The sequence below is a fragment of the Desulfovibrio cuneatus DSM 11391 genome (genome assembly GCF_000430005.1).
GTDB classification, from domain to species: domain Bacteria; phylum Desulfobacterota; class Desulfovibrionia; order Desulfovibrionales; family Desulfovibrionaceae; genus Frigididesulfovibrio; species Frigididesulfovibrio cuneatus.
Window position 1 is genome coordinate 156135 of record NZ_AUCY01000004.1, and the last position, 19750, is coordinate 175884.

A 19750-nucleotide genomic window follows, 5' to 3' on the forward strand; every position below is an offset into this window, starting at 1 on the left:
CTAGTGTCCCAGGTAGAGGTAGGCGGAGTTAGCCGCAGTGACCCCGTCACCCACGGCTGTGGCTACTTGCCGACATGCTTTGGAGCGAATATCCCCAGCAGCAAACACGCCAGGAATATTTGTGCGCATTTCGCAGTCAGTTACAATAAAGCCGTTGGCGTCGCGGTTCAGCTCTGGCGGCAAATAGCCACCAGCAGGCAAAAATCCAATAAACACAAAAAGGCCATTCACTGCAAGGTAGTGTTCCTCACCAGTTTTGACATTTCTCACTGTCACGCCCTCAAGGCCAGTTTCCCCATGCAATGCAGTAATGACAGAGTCATACTCCACATGGATATTTTCCGTTTTCTTAACCCGCTCCTGGTAAACAGGAGCACCACGGAAGGAATCACGCCGGTGCACAAGGTGAACGTCTGAAACAAGTCTGGCAAGGTAGAGCGATTCTTCAAGGGCTGTGTTCCCGCCCCCTACCACAGCAACAGGCTGCCCACGAAAGAAGTTACCATCGCACAGGGCACAATAAGAAATGCCCTTGCCAATAAACTTTTCTTCCCCTGGTACGCCAAGGTTGCGGTATACCACACCAGAAGCAACAACGATGGAATCTGCCTCAATCCATTCATCATCCACGCGCACGCGCTTGGGTGATGTTTCCGCATGCAGGGCAGTAATTTCGCCACGTATGCGGTCAATGGGGTACGGCTCCAGGTGTGCAGAAAGCGCATCAGACAATTCGTACCCTTTAATCCCTTTGGGGAAGCCTGGGTAATTCTCGATATCGTCGGTAAGCAGCATAAGCCCACCATGAGCAAGCTTTTCCACAATAGCTACCGTAAGCCCAAAACGAGCCAGGTACAAAGCAGCGGAAAGCCCCGCAGGCCCTCCCCCGATAACGAGAGAATCATATCGTGCCATTAGCCAAGTGCCTTTTGGTTCAACAAGTCTTTCAGGTGTGCTTTGGAAATGGCCCCTGTTACCTGTTCAACAACTTTGCCGTCTTTAAACAGAATAAGGGTGGGAATAGCACGAATGCTGAACTTGCCAGGGGTAACCGGGTTTTCGTCCACATTCATTTTCACAATGCTCACTTGGCCCTTAAACTCTTCTGCAAGCTCGTCCACCACAGGGGTGAGAGCACGGCAAGGACCGCACCAGGGTGCCCAAAAATCTACAAGAACAGGCTGGGAAGCCTGGGTTACTTCAGCATCAAAGGTGGCATCTGTAACAGCGTGTGCCATGATAGCATCTCCTTACCGTTGGCGATAGGTTCAAACAGGGCTGTGTGCACCTGTTGGGGCGTATACAGCTTCTGACGTTCATCACAATGAGTCCGGCATCTCGTTAACCGACGCATAAAAGCCCAAAACGACCTTATTCAGAAGGCACGCTAACTTCATGTGCGCCGAAAAATTACGAGGTGCCGTTAAAGACTCTTCTTAAAATAAAAGTCTTATGCGGCACTGTCAAGTGCCAGCCTTGCTATATGCTGTTTTGCAAGGGACGCAAAGCCCCTGCAAGCCAGCACGAAAACAGGCAAAGGGTTGTCATACCCCAAAATGGTGCCAGTCGTTGGGCACAGCTTTTCCCCTAGGAATAGCTTCAAAAGAGAGAGTATGATAAAAACCCTCTTTTGCCAAGAGCCAGCCCAAAAAAGCTACCATGGCGGCATTGTCTGCGCATAACGCAGGGCTTGGGGCCAAAAAGGGCAGGCCATGTTCCGCAGCCAAAACCTGCATGGCATTGCGCAACATGCTGTTTGCCGCTACCCCTCCCGCAAGAACAAGCCCCTGCACGCCTGGTTGGCGTTGCAAGGCTCGGCGTGTTTTTTCCACCAGTGTGTCCACCACGGCCTGGGAATAGGCTGCGCATACGCTGCCAAGCTCTGCCCTGCCCTGTTCAGGTGTTTCCACCTCTCCGGTGGCGGGGTTCCAACGCACTGCGGGCAAAGGGTGCTTTGCCCAAAAAACTGACATAGAGGTTTTTAAACCGCTAAAGCTGAAATCAAGGGTATCATTGTCCAAGTAAGGCCTGGGGAACATATGGCCTATACGCCCTGGCTTGCCCTGGCCTGTTTTTTGGGTTGCCCCAGTTGAACTCTGCCCCAAGCTGGCTGCCTTTGCATTGGCATGGGCAGCTTCACGGGCCAGCGTGTCAATATGCACCCCGGCGGGGTAAGGCAAACCCATCATTTTCCCGGCTTTGTCAAAGGCTTCACCCGCAGCATCATCCAGGGTTTTGCCAAGCACGGTAAACTGCGTGGGGCTGTGCATGGCATACAGGTGTGTGTGCCCCCCAGAAACCAGCAACCCAAGGGCGGGGAACACCAGGGGCTGTTCCAGCCCATAAGCCAGCAAATGGGCATGCAAATGGTTTACCCCCACAAGCTTCGCCCCGGTGCCAAGGCTGAGGCCTTTGGCAAAGGCAACCCCCACCAGCAGGCTTCCCAAAAGGCCAGGGCCACGGGCAACGCTGATGCAGTCCAGATGGTTGGGAGCAAGGCCTTCATCCGCCATAAGGGTATCGAACAGCAAACCAAGCAGCCTGTGGTGCTCGCGCGAAGCGAGCTCAGGCACAACCCCGCCAAAAAGCGCATGCACCCGGGCCTGGGAAGCGGCCAATTGCGCACGCAGTTGGCCATTTTCCACAAGGGCAACGCACGTATCATCACATGAAGTTTCAATTCCCAAGCAAAGCACAGGCACCTCGCATGCAAGGGGTAAGTGCATTGCCAGAACCAGACGGAAACGCCGCGCAAAAACCACATGACACCATGAATTTACCCTTGGCGCAATTGGGCTTCAGCAAAGGCTACGTCGGCCTTTGCCCCAATGTACAAGGGCACCCGCTGGTGCAACTTTTCCGGCACAATTTCAAGAATACGCCCGGTGCCACTGCTGGCAGCGCCCCCTGCCTGCTCCGCAAGAAAGGCCAGGGGGGAAGCTTCGCACAAAAGGCGCAGCTTGCCCCGTGGCGCTTCCGGATTTTTGTGGTCCAGCGGATACATGAACACACCACCATATTGCAGGGTACGGTGAAAATCGGCTACAAGGGAACCCACATAGCGCGTGCTGTAGGGCTTTTTTTGTGGGTTATCATGCGCTTTAAACGATTCTACAATGCGGCGTGTGGGGGCGTCCCAGTAAGCGTGGTTTCCTTCGTTTACCGAATAGATGGCCCCAGAATTTGGAATGGTCATGTTGGGGTGGGAAAGCAGAAATTCGCCCACGCTGGGGTCCAGGGTAAAGCCATGCACCCCTTGCCCCGTGCTGTATACCATCATGGTGGAAGGCCCATACAGGAAGTACCCTGCTGCCACCTGCTGGTAGCCCGGTTGCAGCAATTCGTTGGGGTTTACCTCGCTAGTGCTGGCACTTTTACGGCGCATAATGGAAAAAATGGTGCCCACGTTGATGTTCACATCAATATTGCTGGAACCATCCAAGGGGTCAAAAACCAGAATATAGTCGCCCTTGGGCAAATGGGAAGGAATGGAAATAGGTTCCGGGTTTTCTTCCGAAGCCATCAGGCACAGTGCCCCACTGCGTTCCAAACGGTGAATGAGCACCTGGTTGGCATATTCATCCAACTTCTGCACATTTTCACCCTGTACATTCACTTCCCCGGTGCCCCCCAGTACGTCCAGCAGGCCAGCCTTATTCACGCTTCGCGTAATCAGCTTGGCTGCCAGAATAAGGTCATACAGCAACTGGGTAAACTTACCCGTTGCAGCAGGGGACTTTTTCTGGTGCAAAAGCAAATGCTCCACCACGGTAATTTGTTTGGTAGATCCAGCTTCCATGGCTGTTCCTTTTCATTAGAGCAATTTCACTTTGAAATGGCTCGGTGGACGCAACGCGAACACCCGCGAAGCGTGTCGTTTTATTACATTATAACAATACGTTACAATGTAAAGTTCCATGCAGTATATGGCAGGTGAATATACATTCTCAACGTTTACATGCTCTCGCTGAACGGTTACACGGCAAGGGCATGTGGTGCACGCTCAAACGGCGAGCTTTGCCCGCCGTTATTCTCTTGCCAGTGAATCAGCAACTCCTGACAGCATTTGTTTATTGGTTGTCCCCTTGGCCGTTTCGCAAGGGATACTCTATGCAAAAAACTTATTCAGCCTTCTTTGCCTTGGCAGAAGAAGAAGCAGAATCAGGAATAATGTACACCAGCGGCAGGTTGCCCACATAACGGGTTACCCAATAAAACCCACTGCCAGAGCTGCCCACATGGCCACTGGAATGCTTGCGTACTTCTTCTTCCCAGTTCATGCTACCCGCAGCACCACCGTTGCCTGCCCACAGAACACCCTGGCTGGATGCAATGGAGAACCCACCGGGGTTGGGAGACTTCATAAGCAGGTTACGCGGGTCGAACCGGGCTACAACAAGGCCACGCATTTCTTCACCACGGAACACCGGGTTCCCCACATAAATGCTGGTGTGGTCGCCTTCCTGGCGGGCATACCCACGCAGTGCGGCCATGCCTTGCTTGGGGTCTGCCTGCAACAGCGGGGTAGCGTCAAAATCTTTCCCGGCGTATTCAGGGTAATGGGCAATCACTTTCCCTTCACCGTCCACAAGGGCTACGCCTGTAAGCCAGGGGAAGCGCTGCATTACCTCAAATACCCATTCTGCATCAACATCACGGCCACTATTTTCAATGGCACGCATCATACCACTCAGTTCCCTGTCAATATCCCTCGCCGTTTCACCCAAGGCAAAGTGGTACTCCTCGCCGTCGCCTTTTGCGTCCATATCCAGGCTGGCCGGAGTGTTCAGATAGCTTTTATACTGCTTTACAGTATATTTCCAAGCTTCTCTGGTAGTTTGATTGCCGGAACAACCTGCCGCGAAAAATGCCAGCAAAAGAAATACAGAGGATAAACGACGCACAGACAACTCCTTATGGATGGACACGTTGAGAAAGCTCAACTCACCGAACGGCAAACGCACAGTGATGCGGCGCAAGGGGTCGGCTTTGAGGATTTGCAAAAAAATGAATAAACCACCTGCCCGCCACATTAATGGGCACGGTTTTCCAAGCGCTGAGCAAGCGATTCCAGCAAATCGGCTAACTTGCTGCTGTGCCCGGTGCTTGCGCTGTCAGCTTCTTGGCCAGCAGGTACAGCAGCACTTCGGCCTTGCAATTCGGTCATGCGTTCAAGCAACTCGCCCTTTTCAGCTTCAGGAGCATGGGTGGCAAGTTCACCATAAATTTCAGCAGCACCGGCAAAATCGCCTTGTTCGGCAAGCACTTCAGCCATGGAACGAGTGCGAATGGAAAAAGGCTCTTCCTCTCCTTCCTCATCCCCTTCATCCCCCCCTTCTTCCAGGGCAGGTGCAAGGTCATGCCCGGCACTAATCTGTTTTTCAGGTACTGGGGCAAATGCACCAGAACCATCTTCAAACACAGGCAGCTCCGATGCAGGGGCAGCCACCGCAGCGGGGGCTTCTGGCTGGTGTTGCTGCTCGTCAAAAACAAGGTCCGAGTCAGCCTCAAAGCCATCGCCAAGGTCAAGGGTGCTGTCAAGTGCAGCCTCAACCGCCGGGGTTTGCGGCGCGTCGTGCACAACATGAGGGGCAGGGGCTTCATGAACCTCTGCAACACGTGCCGGGTGGGACGGTACTTTTGGTGCCGCACTGGCAGCATACGCGTGGGCTGCTTCATGGGCAGCAGCGCCGTGGTGGCTATGGGCACCATGCACCACAGGGGGCAAAGCAGCGCCCGTAAGGGCAGCAAGGCCTTGTTCCATAATGGCACCCCACGAAATTGTTTTGCCTTGCAAAGCAAGGCCCACAACACGCATGGCAAGGGCAGCATCACGCATACCCGGTTTGGCGGAAAGAATGTTGCTCCAGGCGCCCCAGAATGCAGGGTAAGCCGAAAAAAGACGCCCTAGCTCGCTTGCTTCTCCTTCTGCGGCAGTTTGGTTGCCAGCCAGAAGCAGAAACTCAATAAGCAGAAGGCGTGCCTCTACGTGATCGGGGTGGTGTACAATGCCTTGTTGCAATGTACTTATAGCAACGGGAAGCTGCCCGTCAGAAGCCAAAAGACGCGCCAATGGAAAAAAGACGCGGGAACCTGGCTCTAGTGCCAATACTTCACGATACCATTCAATCTTTTGTTTCATCCGCAGCCACTCCTGGCCTTTCGTGAGCTTTTTGCTCAGGGAAGATATACAGGATTTCGGTTTCCCTAACATAGTTCAAACGATTTCTCACCACTTTCTCAACATACTTGTCATCAGATTGCAATAATCTGATTTCCTGACTTAACAAAATGTTCTTTTCGTCAAGCTCGGCAATTTGGCTTGTCAGGCGGTCGTGAAACGTTTTTAACCCTCTGTAAGCAAGAACACCCTGTTCCCCCCACACAAGACTATAAACAAGAACCACGTTCAAAAGAAGGGAAACAACCAATGCCACCTGTCGTGCTATCATATTTATTGCAACAACCGCAAGGGGTCTTTCCGGGTTTGCAGCCCACTTCCAAGGGGCTCTTGAATTTCAGCCAAAAATTTTCCTGTGGCAGCTTCTATTCGGCACACATCATCTTCAACCACGCGCACGCCATCTATATGAGAAAAAGCCTGGCGCAGGGTTTTCATTTCTTCGGCAAGGGCAGGACCAAGGTGGGAACAGGAAAGCGCTTCTTCCAGTTCAAGAATGGTTTGCAGGCAGTTGCGAAGGCGCAACACAAGCTGTTGTTTGTCTGCGGGCATTTTCGTTCCGGGTTTGGCAACCGTTACAGGCTGCTCGTTTTATTCTCTTGGTGAGGGTGTTTTTTCTCTTTGGTGGTGTAAAAAAACACAGCAAAGTAATTCCAGCCGGAATACACGGTAAGCGCTGTAGCAAGATACAGCAACCATGTACCAATTTGGTGTGAAGGCAAACCAAACAGCGGGTAATGCAACATAAGGGGCACCAGGGCCACAATTTGCAAAATGGTTTTGATTTTTCCGTATTTGTCTGCGGCAATAACCATGCCTTCATCGGCGGCAATGGCCCGAAGGCCTGTAACCATAAGGTCGCGGGAAATAATAATAATGGCCACCCAGCCACCTACCCAACCGAGCTGCACCAGCATAACCAGCACGGCGGAAATAAGCACCTTATCGGCCAGGGGGTCTACAAACTTGCCAAAGCTGGTTATTTGCCCAGCCTTGCGGGCGAGGTAGCCATCCACCATATCGGTAAGAGCTGCGGCAATAAACAGCAGCGCAGCAAAAAAGCACCCCCACCAACTTGCACTGGCAAGAAACAGCAGAATAATGGGCACCACCGCTATGCGCGAAAGTGAGAGTATATTAGGCAAGTTCCAGACAACCATGAACAGCACCCACAGCGATGTTAGCAACCTGCCAGGTTTTCACCTGGCAACACGAGCAAAAGCCACAAAAAACTCGGCAGGAGTCATAAAACTCAGGCGTACCAGCCAAAAACACTCCCTGCATTCTGCTTTCCTTTCTATACTACCTGAGAGCGCGACGAAGTGCAATGCCAGTTGGCATGTAAGCCTAAAAAGCTTTCATTTTGCCTGTTGCGAAAAGTCAAAAATGAGCCACTGGCAACGCGTTGAACAAAAAGAAGCCACTGCGTGCAGTGGCTTCCCTCAGGCTGGCAGGAAAAAACAGAAAGCGCCGCCCTGCTCCCTGCCTTACAGCGTATTCTTACTCTTTCGGCAAATGCATGCGTACAAAGCGCTCTTTGGCGCAGGCTTCAATTACAGTTTCTGCCAGAGCAAAAAACTGTTTTTTTGCAGCGTGTTCGCCTTCAAGAAGAACCACAGGCACGCCTTTGTCTGCCGCCACCACGGTGGCAGGGTCCAGGGGAATGGCCCCCAGAAATGGCACGCCGTAATGTTGGGCCAGTATTTCACCGCCGCCCTTCTTGAACAGGGGAATATCTCCTCCGCAATGGGGGCAGGCCAGCCCGCTCATGTTTTCTACCACCCCAAGCACCGTGCCATGGGCGTGCTGCAAGAAGTTCATGGCTTTTCGCACGTCGGCCAGGGAAATTTCCTGGGGCGTAGTCACCATAATGCTCAGTGCCTCCGGCAGGGTTTTCATGATGGTCAAGTGCTCATCCCCCGTGCCGGGAGGGGAGTCAATGACCAGAAAGTCCAAATCGCCCCACTTCACATCGCTTAAGAACTGGCGGATGGCGGCTGTTTTTTTGGGGCCGCGCCAAATAATGGCAGTGTCTTTGTCGTGCAGGAGCGAATCCATGGAAAGCACCTTCACATTGTCACGGTAAAGAGCAGGCAACAACGTTTCGCCATCTTCGTCCATATCAAGGCCACTGCCAAGGCCCAACAGGTTGGGTACACTGGGGCCGTGAATATCCACATCCAGAATGCCCACACGCTTTCCCCGTTCAGCAAGGGCTATGGCCAGGTTAACGGCCACAGAGCTTTTCCCCACACCGCCTTTACCACTCATAACAAACAGCACGTGGCCCATGTGGCCCACGGCCTGGGCAATTTGGGCATCCTGCATGGACATGGGGTCATTTGCCCCACGGCTGGAAGCACAACCAGAGCAACCAGAGCCGTCGTTACCGGCCTTGGAACAACTGGATTGAGAAGAACAACCCGCTGCCGGGGCTGTGGGAATGGAATCAGCCATTGTATGCTCCTTCTTCAAGTGAAAAAATCGTGTTATGAACAGAATGTTATATGTATGGGATGGAAAATTTTTGTTATTGGCCTACTCGACCCGAGTCAAAAGCGCTGCCCAACGAAGGCAAAAACGTTTCCTCTACAAGTGCAGGAGTGGATTTTTGCTTTTTGCCAAGGCGGGCAAGCTTTTGATGAGGCGAGTGTACTCTTACGGTACTCGACCCGAGTCAAAAGCGCTGCCCAACGAAAGCAAAAACAAAAAGACACCCTGCACTTAGGCCCAGCCGTGGGTGCCGACTAGATCCACAAACGAAACAGCATCCAAGGCGCGGCCTTGCACTTTGCCTTCTTCTTTGGTCACGCACACAAGGCGTTGCCCGCGGCGTTCTTCCCCCACAGGAATAACCATTATTCCCGGGTCGGCAAGTTGGGCCACCAGGGGCTTGGGTATGGAAGGGCCGCCAGCGGTAACAATAATGCGGTCAAAGGGGCCTGCTTCTTCCCAGCCGTGGGTGCCGTCTGCCAGCTTCAGGCGCAGGCCCCGGTAGCGCAGGCGCAGAAATAGGTCTGCGGCACGGGTGTACAGTTCAGGAATACGCTCTATGGAATACACTTCCAGCCCCATGCTGTGCAGCACTGCGGCCTGGTAGCCGGAACCGGTGCCAATTTCCAGAATACGCATGCCGGGCTTAGCCTGTAAAAGTTCTGTCATGGCAGCCACCACATGGGGCTGCGAAATGGTTTGCCCAAGACCTATGGGCAGGGGGTAATCTTCATAGGCGCGGGGCACAAGGGCCTCTGGCACAAACAAATGCCGCGGCACAGTACGCATGGCTTCCAGCACAAGCGGGTCGGTTATACCTCGCGTTATAAGCTGGTCGCGCACCATTCGGTCGCGGCTTATGCGGTATGCGGTCATGGCCTTTCCTTGAACAATATAGTTGCCTTTATGCCTTTGGCAGTACGTTACAAACGGGGACTAATGCCCACCGATGCCACACATGCCCCCGGCAGAGGGTGCCCTGCGGGCAAGAATGAAGCTCTTTTTGATAATCACGCCCTCTTGTGGAACAAATTTTCACGCGCAAGTCAATGCCTTATATGCCTAAAAGGCAGCAGGCAAGGCAAATGAGCCAGAACGGACAGCTTTGCCTTGCAGCAAGAATGGTTCATATGTATTATGAGGTTGTTTGCAGCGAAAGGAAATATGAGCACCCCCTGCCGGGGCGTTGTTGACCACACAGAGCAAAGGCAAGGAGTTTTTCAACGGCATGCAGTTCTACCCACTTTTTTTGAATTTACACAACAAGGAAGTCCTTGTGGTGGGCGGTGGTGCTGTGGGAGCCCGCAAAATTGCTTCCCTGCTTATGGCAGAGCCGCAAAAAATTATGGTGGTAGAACCTGCCCCAGGCACAGCCCTTGCCCCGCTTTTGCAAAACAGCTGTGTACACCTTGCCTGCCGTCCTTTTCAGCCAGAAGATATTTTGGGCAAAGCCCTGGTGTTTGCCGCCACAGGCAACCGCCAGGTAAACGAACTGGTGGCAGACCTGTGCGAGGCACGCGGAATTTTGTGCAATAGTGCAGACAACCAGGAAAAAAGCGCCTTTGTGGTGCCCGCGCATTTTCATAATGGCCCCATTTTGGCCGCCATTGGTACCCAGGGGGCAAGCCCGGCCCTTTCCCGGCGGTTGCGCCAGGAGCTGGAAATGTGGCTTGATAACCGGTTCACACGCCTAGCCCTGGTGCTGGGTAGGCTGCGCCCCCAGTTACTGGCCCAAGGCCTGCCGACAGAAGAAAACACCCACATTTTCAGAACACTGGTGAATGGCCCCCTGGCAGACCTGTTACACCAAGGGCGCTTTGAAGAAGCCCGCATCTATCTGGCCACAGTGCTACCAGAACCACTCCACCCCCACGTGGGAGATTTGCTCCATGAGCTTTGAATCAATACTCATCCTTTTGGTAATACTTTCGTATTCATTTGCCACCCTAGGTATTTTTATGGGTACCCTTGCCATGCGCCGCAAGGTTAAGGTGGCGGCAAACTGGTTTACTTTTGCCGGGTTTGGCCTGCATACCCTTGCTGTGCTTGTTACCCTGGTGGCGCACCCTTTTGCGGAACTTTCCGCCGGGTATTTCATGCAGTTACTTTCCTGGCTGCTTATCTTTTTATACCTTGCGGCATGGCGTTTTTTGCGCCTTCCCTTCCTTGCCCTAACAGCCGCGCCCCTGGCACTTTTGCTGTTTGTGCTTTCCCTGCGTCTTTCCAATGTTACCAGTGTGCTGCCGGAACATTGGGCCGTGCTGTTTTTTGGGCTGCACGTACTTTCCCTGTTCATAAGCCTTGGGCTTTTGGCCATGGCCTTTGGTTCTGGCCTGCTGTTTGTGTATATGGAACGTAAAATTAAAACTAAAATGCCTCTTGCAGATTTCGCCAAAGGGCTGCCGGGCTTAAGTATATACGATAAAGTGAATAAAATTGCGGTGGTTGTGGGCTTCCCGCTATACACGCTGGGGCTTATGTCCAGTTTTATCTGGCTGCCACTCAGCCAACACCAGCTTGAAAACCCTAAAGTACTACTTTCATTATTCACTTGGTTTCTGTACGCTTTGCTGTTCTACCAGCGCATGGCCCTTGGCTACCAAGGCAGAAAGACGGCTGTAATGGCCATTATCATTTTCAGTATTTCAGCTCTTTCCCTTACGCTGGACTTTTTCCTTTCCCACCACAGCACGTTGTTGCAGCCCTGATTATGGACAAATACCTTATTCTTGCCGGTTTAAATTACAAAACGGCCCCGGTGGAAGTGCGCGAGCGCTTCGCCCTAACTGACCCAGCCCTGAAAGAGCAAGGCATAATTCCCCTTGGCAAGGGCATTAACGAATGCATGGTACTTTCCACCTGCAACCGGGTGGAAATAGTGGCGGTTGCCAATGCGCCAGGGGCCAGCGAACAATTGCTGGAACACTGGGCCACATGCCGAAACCAGCCTGTAAGCGCCCTGCGCCCCTATGTGTATATTCACCATGGCCCTGCGGCAGTGGAACACCTGTTTACCGTGGCTGCCAGCCTGGATTCCATGGTGCTGGGTGAACCGCAAATTCTGGGACAATTAAAAGACGCCTACCGCTATGCCCTGGAACAGCGCCATGCACGGGTTATTCTGAACCGACTACTGCACAAGGCCTTTTCTGTTGCTAAGCGGGTACGCACCGAAACAGCCGTGGCTTCCAGTGCCGTTTCCATCAGCTATGCAGCCGTGGAACTGGCCAAACGCATTTTTGATGACATGAGTGACATTCGGGCCATGCTCATTGGCGCAGGGGAAATGGCGGAACTTGCCGCCACTCATCTGGTGAATGCGGGTATTAAGTCTGTGCGGGTAGCCAACCGCACCCATGAACGCGCACTGCAACTGGCGCGGCAATATGGCGGTGCGGCAGTGCCCTTTGAATGCCTTGCCGAACACTTGGCCGAAGTGGATATTGTTATCAGCTCCACAGGCTCGCACGAACCCATCATACGCGCCAAAGACATGCGTAACGTACTGAAACGCCGTAAAAACCGACCCATGTTCTTTATAGATATTGCCGTGCCACGAGACATTGACCCAGACGTGAACAGCCTGGATAACGTGTACCTGTACGACATAGACGACCTGAAAGAAGTGGTGGAAGAAAACCTTGCCAACAGGCGGGAAGAAGCGGGGAAAGCGGCGGAAATCGTCACGGCAGAGGCCGCCATATTCGTAAGCTGGATGGAAGAGCTGGACCTGCAACCCACCATTGTAAAGCTTGTGCGCCGCGCGGAACGTATTGCCAATGAGGAACTGGAGAAAACCTTGAAACGCATTGGCCCTGTTTCCGAGGATACCCGGCTCGCACTGGAAGCCATGCTGGCTGCGGTTATCAAAAAAACGAACCATGAACCCATTTCATTTTTGCGCCGCAGGTTTGCAGAGCAAAATGCGGCAGACACTGCCATTCATACTGTGCGCCGGGTGTTTAACCTGGACGTAGAAAACGTGCCAGAAGATGCCCACCTGGGCCGCCGTAAGTCGACATGCAGCAACAGCAGTTGTGGCACATGCCGGTCGTGCCGGGGCACTAAAAAGTAGAGCGTATTACACAATTGAAATTGTTGTACTTTACGTGGGGAGGCTCTGCCCCCCCCTCCGCCAAGGGCATCATGCCCTTGGAACCCGCATCAGCGTTCACTTTCCCGCCCTGCGGGGAAGTGAACATAAATGGGTACAAGGGGCGTTATGCCCCTTGCAGGGGCTGGGGGACAGCGTCCCCCAATAAAAGTCAATAAAATTCATTGTGCAATGGTTTAAAAGAGGGAGGGTTAATGCGTACATATACCATAGACCAGCTAAACGCCCAGGACATTACCGCCATCACCAAACACCTGCAAGGGCTTGGGCTTGGTGCCGGGCTGGAAGGGTTGTTCTGGCTGCCCGTGGCCCTGGAGCACCTTTCCCCCACCCAGCAGGAACATGCCGCCAAGTGCGGCCCCTATGCCCTGGGCCTGGAAGTAACAGAAGACGCCCTGCACCTTGAATTACTTGTGCGTGCCCGCAATGCCATGCGCTGTGAATGCATTGCCACCGCCCCCCCAGCCCTGCGCCAACACATTATGGACTACCTGGACGCCATGCTGGTGGAGCTGGGCATTCACGCTTAGCCATGCCCCACCCTGCCGATTATATGCCGGGCCTGCCCCCCGTTCCCCAGCTTCCCATTTCCTTACAGGCCATGCCCCCGGCAGCGGCCCGTTTTTGCTTGGCCACAGCAAGGTTCATGGAAGCAGAACTGGGCGTGCCCCTGGCAGGCACACATTTTTTAGTGGGTTTTTCCGGCGGGGCAGATTCACTGGCCCTGCTCACCTGCCTGCATGCCCTGGCCCCCCATAAGGGGTGCCGCGTGAGTGCGGCCCACCTGAACCACAGCCTGCGCGAGGCTGCCGGGGCGGAAGAAGCCTGGTGCAAAGCCACCTGCCATGCTGCGGGCATTGCCTTTTACAGCCACACAGCCAACGTGCCAGCCACCATGCAGGCCAATGGCATGGGCATGGAAGAAGCAGCCCGCGCCGCCCGGTACGATTTTTACCATAGCTCCATACAGGCCAGCGGGGCCACGTTTGTGGCCCTTGGCCACCACCTGAATGACCTTGCGGAAGATATGCTCATGCGTCTGGTGCGCGGGGCGGGCTGGCCCGGGCTTTCCGGCATGGCAGGCATATGCGCTACCCGCCAGTTGGTGCGCCCTTTGCTGCATACCCCCAGAGCCAGCATTGAGACCTTCCTACACACCCTTAAAATTTCAGCCCTTATGGATGCCTCAAACAACGACACGGCATTTACCCGCAACCGGATACGCCACACCCTGCTCCCCCTGGTAATGCAGGAAAACCCCCGCTTTTTGGAACATGTGGCCCTTTTATGGCGGCAAGGGCAAGGGGATGAAGCCTACTTTGCAGAGGCCCTGCACAATGCCGGGGCCAGCACAGCGCCGCCTCCCTCTTGTGTGCCACAGCCCAAGGCACAACCCCTTTTCCACACCACTCCCACAGCCTTTTTGGCCCCCTTGCCGCAAGCCTTGCGCCTGCGCTGGTATAAACAGCAGTTGCAGCGCTGGGGCGTGCCCCCCCTGGCAGCCACCCTGTTCCGGCTGGACACTGCCTGCATGGGGGAACAGTTCCCAAAAACATTCCAGTTTTCAGGTGGATGCACCGCCACCGTACATAAGCGGCACATTGAGTGGTGCTTGCCTGCGCCCTAAAAGCGTGCCCGCAGCCAGGGCAAAACAGAACACGCTATTCCGCATAGAGCATGCGTAATAGCGTGTTTATGCATATTCTCTCATGAAAATGCTGGGCGCTCGGGTGCGGATTATTGCACAGGCGGGGGAGAAAGTAACCGGTCGATGATGACCAGAACCTCTTCATAGTCACCAATAAGCGTATTATGCAGCACTGCTCCCAGGGCTGAAGAACCACTGGCTCCAGGCACCAGGGTTTGCAGCGCGCTCACGGCATTATCAATGGCTTCAGGATTCAACTCTTCTATGGCGTTGCGCAGGGCGCGTAATTCGGCCTGCACCTCCATTGTCACCTCGCCTTCCATTTGCGGCACCACGCCTTGCCCTGCCAGGGCAGCCTGTATGTTTTGCAACAGCGTTTGCAAATCAAATAAAAATGAACTGTGGTGCACCAGAATAAAGCCCATATCACTGCGCCTGCCTGCGTCTTCAAGTTGCGCTGCCCGCTGGGAAAGCCCTTCCGCCCCTATGCTGGCACAGGCGGATTTCAAGGCATGCACATAGGTTACATACAAAGGAGTGTTGCCTTCTTCCAGGCATTCACTCAATTCCGCCACCTTTGTCAGGCCATCTTCCATAAACACATACAGCGTACGCAGGTAGCCCGGCAGGGAACCGCCTGTACTGGCAATGCCAGCAGCAACATTCAAGCCATCAATAGTCATGTGGGTGCTCGCATCATGCCCCCCTTCTTCAATGGGGCTTTGCTGCTTTTGGCGTGGAATCCACTTGCGCAGCAACGTGCTGAGCTTCATCACATCGATGGGTTTTGAAAGGAAGTCATCAAAACCACTTTCCATAAACAAATCCTGCGCCCCAGCCACAGCATTGGCTGTGAGGGCCACAATGGGCACGGTTTCCAAGTATGGGTCCACATCGCCCATGCCACGAATAATCATAGTGGCCTCAATGCCGTTCATGCCAGGCATCATGTGGTCCATGAAGACAAGGTCATACTTGCGGGCCTGCACTGCGGTAATGGCGTCTGTGCCACTGCTACACAGGTCAATATGCATATGGTAAGGCAGCATCAGCCCTTCAGCCACTTTCAGGTTTGTTTTAATGTCATCCACAATAAGAATACGGGCAGAAGGCGCGGAAAAGCGCACTAATATTTCTTTGCCAGGGCTGTATGGGCAACTGGAAATTTGCCCATTTAAAATGTTGGCAATAGACATGGCATGGGCAGGCATGGCCAGGGTGTGCAGGCTGTGCTCTCCCACGGCCTCCCCAAATTCGGTAAGTAAAACCACCTTGGGGCTTACCCCCAGGCGGGTTATCACTTCTTTGGCACTGCCAAGCAAAAAGGAAGAAACAAACAGATAATCGCACGGGCCCTGGGCCAGCGCCAGGAACAGCTCATTATCTGTAGCAACAGTGGCGCACTGCACACCAAGGTTGTGCATGGTGCGTAAAATGGATTCCGCATATACTTCCCTACGCTCATACAAGAGCACACTTCTCTGGTCTGGCGCATCCACCACCGCCAAGCGCTCATATTCCTGCACTTTTTGCGGCAATGTTACGGTAAAAACACTGCCCTTGCCGTATTCCGATTCCACAGTAATTTTACCGTTCATGGCTTCCACAAAGTACTTGGTAATGGCAAGCCCAAGTCCGGACCCTTCAATACCCCGGTTTTTCACCAGGTCAAGCTGTACAAAGTCTACGAAAAGCATGCCCAAGTGTTCCTGGCGAATGCCTTTGCCGCTATCTGCCACAGAAATGGTGAGCAACGTGGTTTCTTCTGATTGTTGTGTGCAGGAAATATTCAGAGCAACAAAGCCTTTTTCCGTATATTTTACGGCATTACTCAGCAAATTTAAAATAATTTGGCGAATGCGCACTTCATCCCCAAACAGTTTATTGGGAATATTACAGTCAATGTTTGTTACAAAGCGCACAGGGGAATCAAGCACACGCATGCGAATAATATTAATGGCATCGTTCACCAGGGAAGAGAATACATAATCATCCAGCACCAGCTCCAGCTTGCCTGATTCGATTTTTGAAAAATCCAGAATATCGTTGATAATCGAAAGCAGGTTCATGCCTGCATGTTTTATCATAAGCACATGTTCATTGGCAGCCGCAGGCAGTTTTTCCCGCAGGGCCAGTTCTGCCATGCCAATAATGGCATTCATGGGAGTGCGTATTTCATGGCTCATTTTTGCCAGAAACATGCTCTTTGACCTGTCAGAAGCTTCAGCCTTTTCTTTTTCGTACATGGCTTCCATGGCTTCCATTTTCACCGTTTGCAACTGGTTAAGCTGGCGCAACATTTCTTTCAGGGCAAGAAACAGGCTGCTTATCTCGCTTTTCTGGTGTTTACTTTCAGCCACAAGGCTTAGCTGGGAATTCAGGTCTATGCTCAAGTCGCCATTGGCAATGCGGTACGCACTTTCGGTAAGCTGCTTAATGGGCTGCACAATACGGCGTGTGGTATAAAACAAAATGCCCACAAACAAAATAAGACCCATAATGCTTATGCTGACAATGGTTGTGGTGGCGTTGCGGGCAGCCCGCAGCAAGGTGTCGTCCGGTAGGTCAATGTACAAATACAGCTGGTTGTTTGTTAGGTCTTCTTGCACAGGGAAAAAGTATATGCGGGCCTGTTTGTTCCAGAAAGAGGAAAAACCCTTGTACCAAAAGGGCTTGCCAAGCCCAAGGGAAGCCATAACACTCTCTGCATGCTCAAAGCCAAGTTCGGCGATATTGCGGTTAATAATGCGCCTGTCCTTGGCATACACAACCCTTCCGTTGCAGTCCAAAAGCAGCACCTTTTGCTCTCCTTCCTTCTGCTTGTCATCCAGGAAGCGAAACGTTTCTTCATATAAAATACTGATACCCACCATGCCCACAACCCTGCCATTGCGCACCAGGGAAGAAATAATGGTGGCAGTGTAAGGAGCACCATGCCCGAGAATGTAATCGTAGTACTTTACATTTTCCAAGGGCAGGCTGCCTGCCTGAAATGTGACGTTGTGATCCACAGGGCCTGTTGCCAGAATGTCAGCAGGGTCTATAAATTCGTCGCGCTCAATAATATTCTCACCCTCTTTCACAAACAAACGGGAAAAGGCCTGCCCCGGCAAAAATTCATCCGGGTAAAAAACAAACAGCGCCTTGTGAATGTGTGGGGTAGCCTTGAGTGTGGATTTAACCAGAAGGGAGGCAATTTCAGCGGAACGCGGCTTGGCGGGATCTATATTGAGCAGGTTGTTGTTCAAAAGCTGTAGCAACAGATGGATATTGGTAAAGCGCTCGCCAATCTGCCGCATGGTTTCATCAGCAAACAATTCTGACTTTTCATCGGTAAAATGTTCATTTTCTGAGTACACAATTTCATTAATAGCAATAATTACCAGCGAAAAAATTATCAGCAAGGGCAACAAGCAGGCAGTAAGAATACGCGAAAACACCGAACGGTTCATGCCAAAACCCCTTTGCGGGTTGCACCGCATTCATGCTGCACACATACCCAGGGCAACCCCCGGATGTAATTAAGAAATGTCTGATTAGCCAGCCTTTCCCTAAAGCAATTTTACTGTGACATTGCTCAGTGGACACGTTGCTGCCACCCGCGAAGCGTGTCGTTTTATTTTATGATAACCAGTTGTCATATACATTTCTTCGCGCGCTTTACTGTAAATGGATTTAGCGTTTCAACGTTAAAATGAGCTAGTACGATTCGCCAAACAGGAAGTCACTTGGCCATTGGCTGTGGAAGTTCGCTATTTCATTGAAGGTATCGGATATTGTGAGAAAAATATCCACCAAAGCCGGGTCGAACTGCGTGCCCCGTCCTTCACTAAGAATAGCCACAGCCTCTTCATGGCTGAACGCCTTTTTGTAAGGGCGCACAGAAACAAGAGCGTCATACACATCAGCAATGGCCATAAGCCTGCCGCTTAGCGGAATATCCCTGCCTCTAAGCCCCTTGGGGTAGCCTTTGCCGTCCCAGCGTTCATGATGTGTGGCGGCAAGTTCTTTGGCATATTTCAAAAATTCATGTTCTGCGGTATTCTTCTTGATTTTTTCAATAATGCGGGCACCAAATGTTGTGTGCACCTTAATTTCTTCAAATTCTTCCTGGGTAAGCTTGCCAGGTTTTTTTAAAATGGAATCGCTAATGGCGATCTTGCCTACATCGTGCAGCTGGGCAGATTGTAACACAAGCGCCACATCCCAAGCGGCCACCTCTTCGCGGTACAGGCCAACATCAACCATGGCTTCCACCAATACAGAAAGATACTTCTGGGTGCGTTCAATATGGCCCCCGGTAATATCGTCCCGGCATTCCACCAGCTCTGCTACCGTGCGCAACACAGCGTTTTTCAATTCCACCACAGTTTTGGTTTTTTCCGCCACCATGTATTCCAGGTTGGTATTGTAATGGTGCAACTCGCGCTTTTGCGATTCAATAAGCAAATGCACTTCTATGCGCTTGCGGAGCAACTGCGGGGAAAACGGTTTTACAATATAATCAACAGCGCCAAGTGAAAGCCCTTCAAGCTCGCTTTCCGTATCGCTTTTTGCGGTAAGGTATACTATGGGAATTGCGGCGGTTTCTTCCTTGGCCTTGATAATTTTGATAACATCATACCCAGTCATTTCAGGCATTTCAACGTCAAGCAGAATAAGGTCTGGCCGGGTGCGTTCCAGCATTTTCAACAACCGTTCACCGGAATTGAAAGTGAACACGTTATAGTCACCTGCCAGGGCATTTTTGCCAGAAGTCAGGTTGGTCAGGTTGTCGTCAACCAGGAAAATTGTTTTACGAGCCGAAGGGTCGGCAGCTTCCTGGGCAGGGGTAGCCTGCCGCTGTGCCGCCGCAGAACCTTCATGTAAAAATGCATTATTTTCACGCATAGTTCCCTCCGTACCCCGGGAAGGAGCCGGAAATAATAAGACTCGAACTAGGGCAATTTCACTTTGAAATTGCTCAGTGGACGCAACGCGAACACCCGCGAAGCATGTCGTTCAATTCTATTATGACAACATAATACATGGAATGATCCATGCCCCTTATGGTAAGTGGATTTTATTTTCAACGTTAAACTGCTCTCAGTGCTTTGTGTATAGCCAATACGGCTAGAAACAACCACACACCTGCATATACGCTGCAATGAACAGTGCCATTTGTTTAGGGTTCAAGCAGTTGAATAGAAAAGACTGTTGGAGAGACTATACACAAAACAGGTACAAAAACAACAGGAAAGAACAGCGGACCAGGCGATATGCACAGCATGAATTTTCATGCAGATTTATTGAAAAATACTCCAGAAGAGCACAA

18 protein-coding genes are annotated in these 19750 nt (G+C 52.3%); 5 read left to right on the plus strand and 13 right to left on the minus strand.

Going from position 1 to position 19750, the window contains the following annotated elements:
- From trxB to G497_RS0100745, 11 genes are all read right to left on the minus strand, one after another.
- Entirely contained in the window at positions 1–915 is a 915-nt protein-coding gene (trxB, locus tag G497_RS0100690; protein WP_027186702.1) for a thioredoxin-disulfide reductase, read from the minus strand.
- On the minus strand, positions 915–1238 hold the full coding sequence (trxA, locus tag G497_RS0100695; protein ID WP_027186703.1) for a thioredoxin: 324 nt from the start codon (positions 1236–1238) through the stop codon (positions 915–917). The genes trxB and trxA overlap by 1 nt, the downstream gene beginning before the upstream one ends.
- Positions 1239–1544: 306 nt before the next feature.
- Positions 1545–2696, minus strand: coding sequence for a tRNA (adenosine(37)-N6)-threonylcarbamoyltransferase complex transferase subunit TsaD (locus G497_RS0100700; protein ID WP_027186704.1), 1152 nt, complete (start codon positions 2694–2696; stop codon positions 1545–1547).
- Between the two features lie 80 nt (positions 2697–2776).
- On the minus strand, positions 2777–3799 hold the full coding sequence (gene fbp, locus G497_RS0100705; RefSeq protein ID WP_027186705.1) for a class 1 fructose-bisphosphatase: 1023 nt from the start codon (positions 3797–3799) through the stop codon (positions 2777–2779).
- Between the two features lie 322 nt (positions 3800–4121).
- Complete coding sequence (locus G497_RS16000; RefSeq protein WP_156907861.1) at positions 4122–4904, minus strand: hypothetical protein; 783 nt, start codon at positions 4902–4904, stop codon at positions 4122–4124.
- 128 nt (positions 4905–5032) lie between these two features.
- Complete coding sequence (locus G497_RS0100715) at positions 5033–6142, minus strand: hypothetical protein (RefSeq protein WP_027186706.1); 1110 nt, start codon at positions 6140–6142, stop codon at positions 5033–5035.
- Positions 6126–6452 (minus strand): FtsB family cell division protein, encoded by a 327-nt coding sequence (locus tag G497_RS0100720; RefSeq protein WP_034635937.1) that lies wholly within the window; start codon positions 6450–6452, stop codon positions 6126–6128. The genes G497_RS0100715 and G497_RS0100720 overlap by 17 nt, the downstream gene beginning before the upstream one ends.
- A 2-nt stretch (positions 6453–6454) precedes the next feature.
- The gene (locus G497_RS0100725; RefSeq protein ID WP_027186708.1) at positions 6455–6733 is read right to left on the minus strand and encodes a hypothetical protein; all 279 of its coding nucleotides are present in this window, start codon (positions 6731–6733) and stop codon (positions 6455–6457) included.
- A gap of 23 nt (positions 6734–6756) precedes the next feature.
- Complete coding sequence (gene pgsA, locus G497_RS16005) at positions 6757–7341, minus strand: CDP-diacylglycerol--glycerol-3-phosphate 3-phosphatidyltransferase (RefSeq protein ID WP_051257693.1); 585 nt, start codon at positions 7339–7341, stop codon at positions 6757–6759.
- A 340-nt stretch (positions 7342–7681) separates the two neighbouring features.
- Entirely contained in the window at positions 7682–8515 is an 834-nt protein-coding gene (locus G497_RS16010; RefSeq protein WP_156907864.1) for an Mrp/NBP35 family ATP-binding protein, read from the minus strand.
- Positions 8516–8905: 390 nt separating this feature from the next.
- Entirely contained in the window at positions 8906–9550 is a 645-nt protein-coding gene (locus G497_RS0100745; RefSeq protein ID WP_027186710.1) for a protein-L-isoaspartate(D-aspartate) O-methyltransferase, read from the minus strand.
- 352 nt (positions 9551–9902) lie between these two features.
- On the opposite strand from G497_RS0100745, the gene G497_RS0100755 reads away from it, so the two are divergent.
- The 5 genes from G497_RS0100755 (at position 9903) to tilS (ending at position 14415) form a co-directional block, all read left to right on the plus strand.
- Complete coding sequence (locus G497_RS0100755; protein WP_027186711.1) at positions 9903–10574, plus strand: precorrin-2 dehydrogenase/sirohydrochlorin ferrochelatase family protein; 672 nt, start codon at positions 9903–9905, stop codon at positions 10572–10574.
- Positions 10564–11382, plus strand: a complete 819-nt coding sequence (gene ccsA / locus G497_RS0100760; RefSeq protein ID WP_027186712.1) for a cytochrome c biogenesis protein CcsA — start codon at positions 10564–10566, stop codon at positions 11380–11382. The genes G497_RS0100755 and ccsA overlap by 11 nt, the downstream gene beginning before the upstream one ends.
- A gap of 2 nt (positions 11383–11384) precedes the next feature.
- Positions 11385–12749 carry a glutamyl-tRNA reductase gene (hemA, locus tag G497_RS16015; protein ID WP_051257688.1) on the plus strand — a complete coding sequence of 455 codons (1365 nt, stop codon included), beginning with the start codon at positions 11385–11387 and terminating at the stop codon, positions 12747–12749.
- Positions 12750–12982: 233 nt separating this feature from the next.
- Positions 12983–13318 carry a hypothetical protein gene (locus G497_RS0100770; RefSeq protein WP_027186713.1) on the plus strand — a complete coding sequence of 112 codons (336 nt, stop codon included), beginning with the start codon at positions 12983–12985 and terminating at the stop codon, positions 13316–13318.
- Between the two features lie 2 nt (positions 13319–13320).
- A complete protein-coding gene (gene tilS, locus G497_RS16020) occupies positions 13321–14415 on the plus strand; it encodes a tRNA lysidine(34) synthetase TilS (RefSeq protein ID WP_051257689.1) in 1095 nt (364 codons plus the stop codon).
- A 110-nt stretch (positions 14416–14525) separates the two neighbouring features.
- Here the strand turns inward: tilS and G497_RS18780 are convergent, their stop codons facing one another.
- Positions 14526–17888 carry a hybrid sensor histidine kinase/response regulator gene (locus G497_RS18780; RefSeq protein WP_051257690.1) on the minus strand — a complete coding sequence of 1121 codons (3363 nt, stop codon included), beginning with the start codon at positions 17886–17888 and terminating at the stop codon, positions 14526–14528.
- 247 nt (positions 17889–18135) lie between these two features.
- The gene (locus G497_RS0100785) at positions 18136–19326 is read right to left on the minus strand and encodes an HD domain-containing phosphohydrolase (protein WP_084515809.1); all 1191 of its coding nucleotides are present in this window, start codon (positions 19324–19326) and stop codon (positions 18136–18138) included.
- Between the last annotated feature and the right edge of the window lie 424 nt (positions 19327–19750).